Source organism: Streptomyces palmae (assembly GCF_004684805.1).
GTDB classification, from domain to species: Bacteria; Actinomycetota; Actinomycetes; order Streptomycetales; family Streptomycetaceae; genus Streptomyces; species Streptomyces palmae.
Genome location: NZ_SRID01000491.1, coordinates 1 through 4,209, shown reverse-complemented (window position 1 = coordinate 4,209; position 4,209 = coordinate 1). Strand labels below are relative to the sequence as shown.

3 protein-coding genes are annotated in these 4,209 nt (G+C 72.9%); 2 read left to right on the top strand and 1 reads right to left on the bottom strand.

The window, feature by feature from the left end:
• Positions 1-100 precede the first annotated feature (100 nt).
• Positions 101-640 (top strand): GNAT family N-acetyltransferase, encoded by a 540-nt coding sequence (locus E4099_RS29770; protein WP_135342219.1) that lies wholly within the window; start codon positions 101-103, stop codon positions 638-640.
• Between the two features lie 51 nt (positions 641-691).
• Here E4099_RS29770 and E4099_RS29765 read toward each other — a convergent pair whose 3' ends face one another.
• Positions 692-2,773, bottom strand: a complete 2,082-nt coding sequence (locus E4099_RS29765) for an MDR family MFS transporter (RefSeq protein WP_135342218.1) — start codon at positions 2,771-2,773, stop codon at positions 692-694.
• Between the two features lie 728 nt (positions 2,774-3,501).
• Here E4099_RS29765 and E4099_RS29760 point away from each other — a divergent pair.
• Positions 3,502-4,170: an HAD-IA family hydrolase gene (locus tag E4099_RS29760; protein WP_135342217.1), complete on the top strand. Its 669-nt coding sequence runs from the start codon at positions 3,502-3,504 to the stop codon at positions 4,168-4,170.
• Positions 4,171-4,209 lie beyond the last annotated feature (39 nt).

The window sequence follows — 4,209 nt, the reverse complement described above, 5'->3', positions numbered from 1 at the left end:
GCCCCCTCCCCATGAAGACACAGGCCCCGCCCCCTTCTGACAGGCCATGGTGGCCGGAAATTCACGGCAGGGGGCGTGGGGCCGCTGGCAGGATGCGGCCATGACCGAGACTGCCACCGTCCGCCGGCCCTGGAGCGTCACCGCCCAGCCGGTGCACTCCGCCGAGGCCTCCGCGCTGCTGCGCGAGTACTTCATCGAGGTGTCCGACCGCTGGTACCAGTTGCACCACGGACGGCCCTCCACCGCGGAGGAGATCGAGTCCGGGCTGGCCGAGCACCACAGCGACGACCTGGTTCCGCCGCACGGCGTGCTCCTGGTGGGCCGGCACGGCGAGGAGCCGGGCGGGTGCGTGGGGCTGCGGCTGCGCGACCCGGAGACCGCCGAGCTGACCAGGCTCTTCGTCCGCCGGTCCCTGCGCGGCCTGGGTGGCGCCCCGGAGCTGCTGCGGGCCGCCGAGCGCGGCGCCCGCCGACTGGGAGCCCGCCGGATCGTCCTGGACACCCGGCTGGACCTGGTGGAGGCCCGGGCGCTGTACACCCGGCACGGCTATGCCGAGATCCCGCCCTACAAGCAGGACCGGTACGCGGAGTGCTTCTACGGCAAGGAACTCGTCGAGGAGCTCGTCGAGCCGGCCGTCTGACCACACCCCGGCGGGCAACGGGGGCAGGCCGTCACGCCGTCACGTGAAGGCTCATGGTCTGCGAGGGGAAGGCGGGTGGTGGTGGCCGCCGTCGCCGCCGTCCCGTGGCCGCTCCGCGTCCGAGCCGCACAGTTCGCGGTTGAGTTCGCGGACCAGCTCGGTGAGGTCGGTGGGGCGGTCCGGGGTCCACCAGTCGCCGAGGAGTTCGGCGAGCGCGTCCTCGCGGGCCTGGAGCAGCCGCCGCGCCACATCCCGTCCGGCGTCGGTGAGCACCAGCGGCAGCCCCTCCCGTACCGCCAGGCCACGTGCTTCGACCTCGCTGGCGGCGGCGTTGAGCACCCGCAGCGGTACGGTCGTCCGCTCGGCGAGCAGATACGGTTCCGCCGAGCCGTAGCGGTCGATGCGCAGCAGCAGCCAGCTGGCGGCGGGGGCCAGTTCCAGTCCGGCCCGCTGGGTGATGTCCCCGTACAGGCGCTTGCGCCCCTCCCGGTTGCCCAGCACGGACAGCGCCCGGGCGCACTCCTCCCGGGAGGAGCGTTCCACCGGGTTGCTGGCGAGCACCTCGCTGGTGTCCGGGGCGGTGACCGAGCCCCGCAGCGGGTCCTCCCGGATGAACCAGGCCAGGACGAAGGCGACCAGCACCACCGGCACCGCGTACAGGAAGACGTCGGTGATGGAGACCGCGTAGGCGTGGAGCACCCCGGCCCGTGTCCCGGCCGGGAGCCGGGAGACGGCGCGCGGGTCACCGCTGAGGTCGGCGGTGCTCACGCCGGGGGGCAGTCGCACTCCGGAGAGCGCGTCGGCGATCCGGGGCGTGAGCCGGTTGGCGAAGATCGTGCCGAAGATGGAGACGCCGAAGGAGGCCCCGATGGAGCGGAAGAAGGTGGCTCCGGAGGTGGCCACGCCCAGATCGCGGTAGTCGACCGAGTTCTGCGCGATCAGCACCAGCACCTGCATCACCAGGCCGAGCCCGCATCCGAAGACGAAGAAGTAGAAGCTCATCTCCGCGTCGGAGCTGAACTCGGACAGCCGGTGGAGCAGCAGCAGGCCGATGACGGTGATCCCGGTGCCGAGGATGGGGAAGACCTTGTACCGGCCGGTGCGGCTGACGATCTGCCCGGAGCCGGTGGAGGCCAGCAGCAGACCGAACACCATGGGCAGCATGTGCACCCCGGACATGGTGGGCGACACGCCTCGCACGATCTGGAGGAAGGTCGGCAGATAGGTCATGCTGCCGAACATCGCGAAGCCCACGACGAAGCCGATCACCACGCTCAGCGAGAAGGCCCGGTTGCGGAACAGGTTCAAGGGCAGGACCGGCTCCGCGGCGCGCTGCTCCACCAGGACGAAGGCCACCAGCAGCAGTACGCCCAGCACCCCGAGCCCGATGATCTGCCAGGAGTTCCACGGGTAGGTGACGCCGCCGAGCGAGGTCAGCAGCACCAGGGAGGCGGCCACCCCGGCGATCAGACCGGTGCCCAGGTAGTCGATGGTGTGCCGGGTGCGGCGGACCGGGATGTGGAGTACGAGGGCGATGACCGCCAGCGCCACGATCCCCACCGGCAGGTTGATGTAGAAGACCCAGCGCCAGCTGAGATGGTCCACGAAGAGCCCGCCCAGCAGCGGGCCCAGCACGCTGGTGGCGCCGAAGACCGCGCCGAACAGACCCTGGTAGCGGCCGCGGTCCCGGGGCGGCACGATGTCGCCGACGATCGCCATCGACAGCGCGATCAGTCCGCCGCCGCCCAGCCCCTGCAGGGCCCGGAAGCCGATCAGCTGCGCCATGTCCTGGGCCACTCCGCAGAGCGCCGAACCGATCAGGAAGATCACGATGGCCAGCTGGTAGAGCCGTTTGCGCCCGTACTGGTCGCCGAGCTTGCCCCACAGCGGGGTGGCGGCGGTCGAGGCGAGCAGATAGGCGGTGACCACCCAGGACAGATGCTTCAGGCCACCGAGGTCGCTGACGATGGTGGGCAGCGCGGTGGAGACGATGGTCTGGTCGAGGGCCGCCAGCAGCATGCCGAGCAGCAGCGCGCCGATCGACACCATCACCGCGCTCCGGTGCTGCCCCTCGCCGGGCACGGAGGCCGTGTCGTCGGCCGGGGATCCGGAGCTCCTCGCCTCCTGCGCCATCGCGGCTCCTGCCCTCTGCTCAGCGTGCCGATGCGGCCGGGCCCGGTACGTGGCGGCGACGGGCCGCCGGCACGGGCGGGTCCGTGCGGCCCGCCCGCCGCGCCCTCCCGCTCGCCGTACCGCTCCCCGACTGCTCGCCGTAGCGGTCCCGACCGGCTCCGATCAGGTCCGCGGACCCGTCCGGCGCCATGTCATCCCATCCTCACGCCTGCGCCCCGGCACGGCCCGCCGAACGGGTCCGTCCGGCGCCGCGGGCCGGTATGCGGGCCCGAGCGGGGTGCCCCCGAGTGCTGTGGCGACCGGCCCGCGGACAGGGCGGACAGCACGGGGACGGCACGCTGCCGGCAGGCGGACGGCACCCGGAGAGAACGGCTGGACACCGGCTGAACGCCGGCTGTCCGCGACCTGAAAGCGGCCGTGGGGCCACGAGGACCCGGCCAGGGAGCGGACAGGAAGCGGCAGCCCACAGCAGAACGCGGACGGCGGGCGGGAAGCGCTCCACGGGCTGGAGAACCCCTGTGACCTGGCGTGTTGTACGTCCGGAGGTGACCGAAGGGGACGTGGCGGACGGTGAACGCCGGGCGAACGAAGGGCGGCGATCGCGGGGGCCGCTGGCGTGATCCCGGGCCGGCTTTGTATCGTAGAGGAACAAAGTGGTTCCGCCCGCACTCCCTGACCGGCGGGCGGGACCACTTGTTTCACTTTCTCCCCCCGCCAGGAGCCCGCCGATGTCCCCGGCCACCGTCACCGCCCTCACCGCACGCGCGCTGCTCCTCGACATGGACGGCACGCTGGTCAACTCGGACGCCGTGGTGGAGCGCTGCTGGCGGCGCTGGGCGGCCGAGCACGGCCTGGACGGGGACGACGTCATCCGGGTGGTGCACGGACGGCAGGGGCACGCGACCATGGCGGTGCTGCTGCCGGAGCGCCCGATGGCCGAGAACCTGGCGGACAACCAGCGGATGCTGGAGTGGGAGACCGCCGATCTGGACGGTGTCGTACCGATCCCCGGGGCGCCCGCCTTCCTCGCCGCCCTCGCCGGGCTGCCGCACGCCCTGGTGACCTCCGCGGACCGGGGGCTGTCCAGCGCCCGGATGACGGCGGCCGGACTGCCGATGCCCCGGGTGCGAATCACCGCCGAGTCGGTGGGCGCCAGCAAGCCGGACCCGGAGGGCTTCCTCAAGGGCGCCGCCGAACTGGGCGTGGACCCCGCCGACTGCGTGGTCTTCGAGGACTCCGAGGTGGGGATCGCCGCCGGCCGGGCGGCCGGCATGCGGGTGGTGGGGGTGGGCCCGCGCGCCGCGGCCCACGCCCCCGACGCCCACATCACCAACCTGACCCACCTCCGGGTCACCGCCCTCCCCGACGGCGCCATCCACCTCCAGATCACCGCCTGAGGCCCGCCCGAGCGGGGCCCGCCCCGCTCTGGACCACCC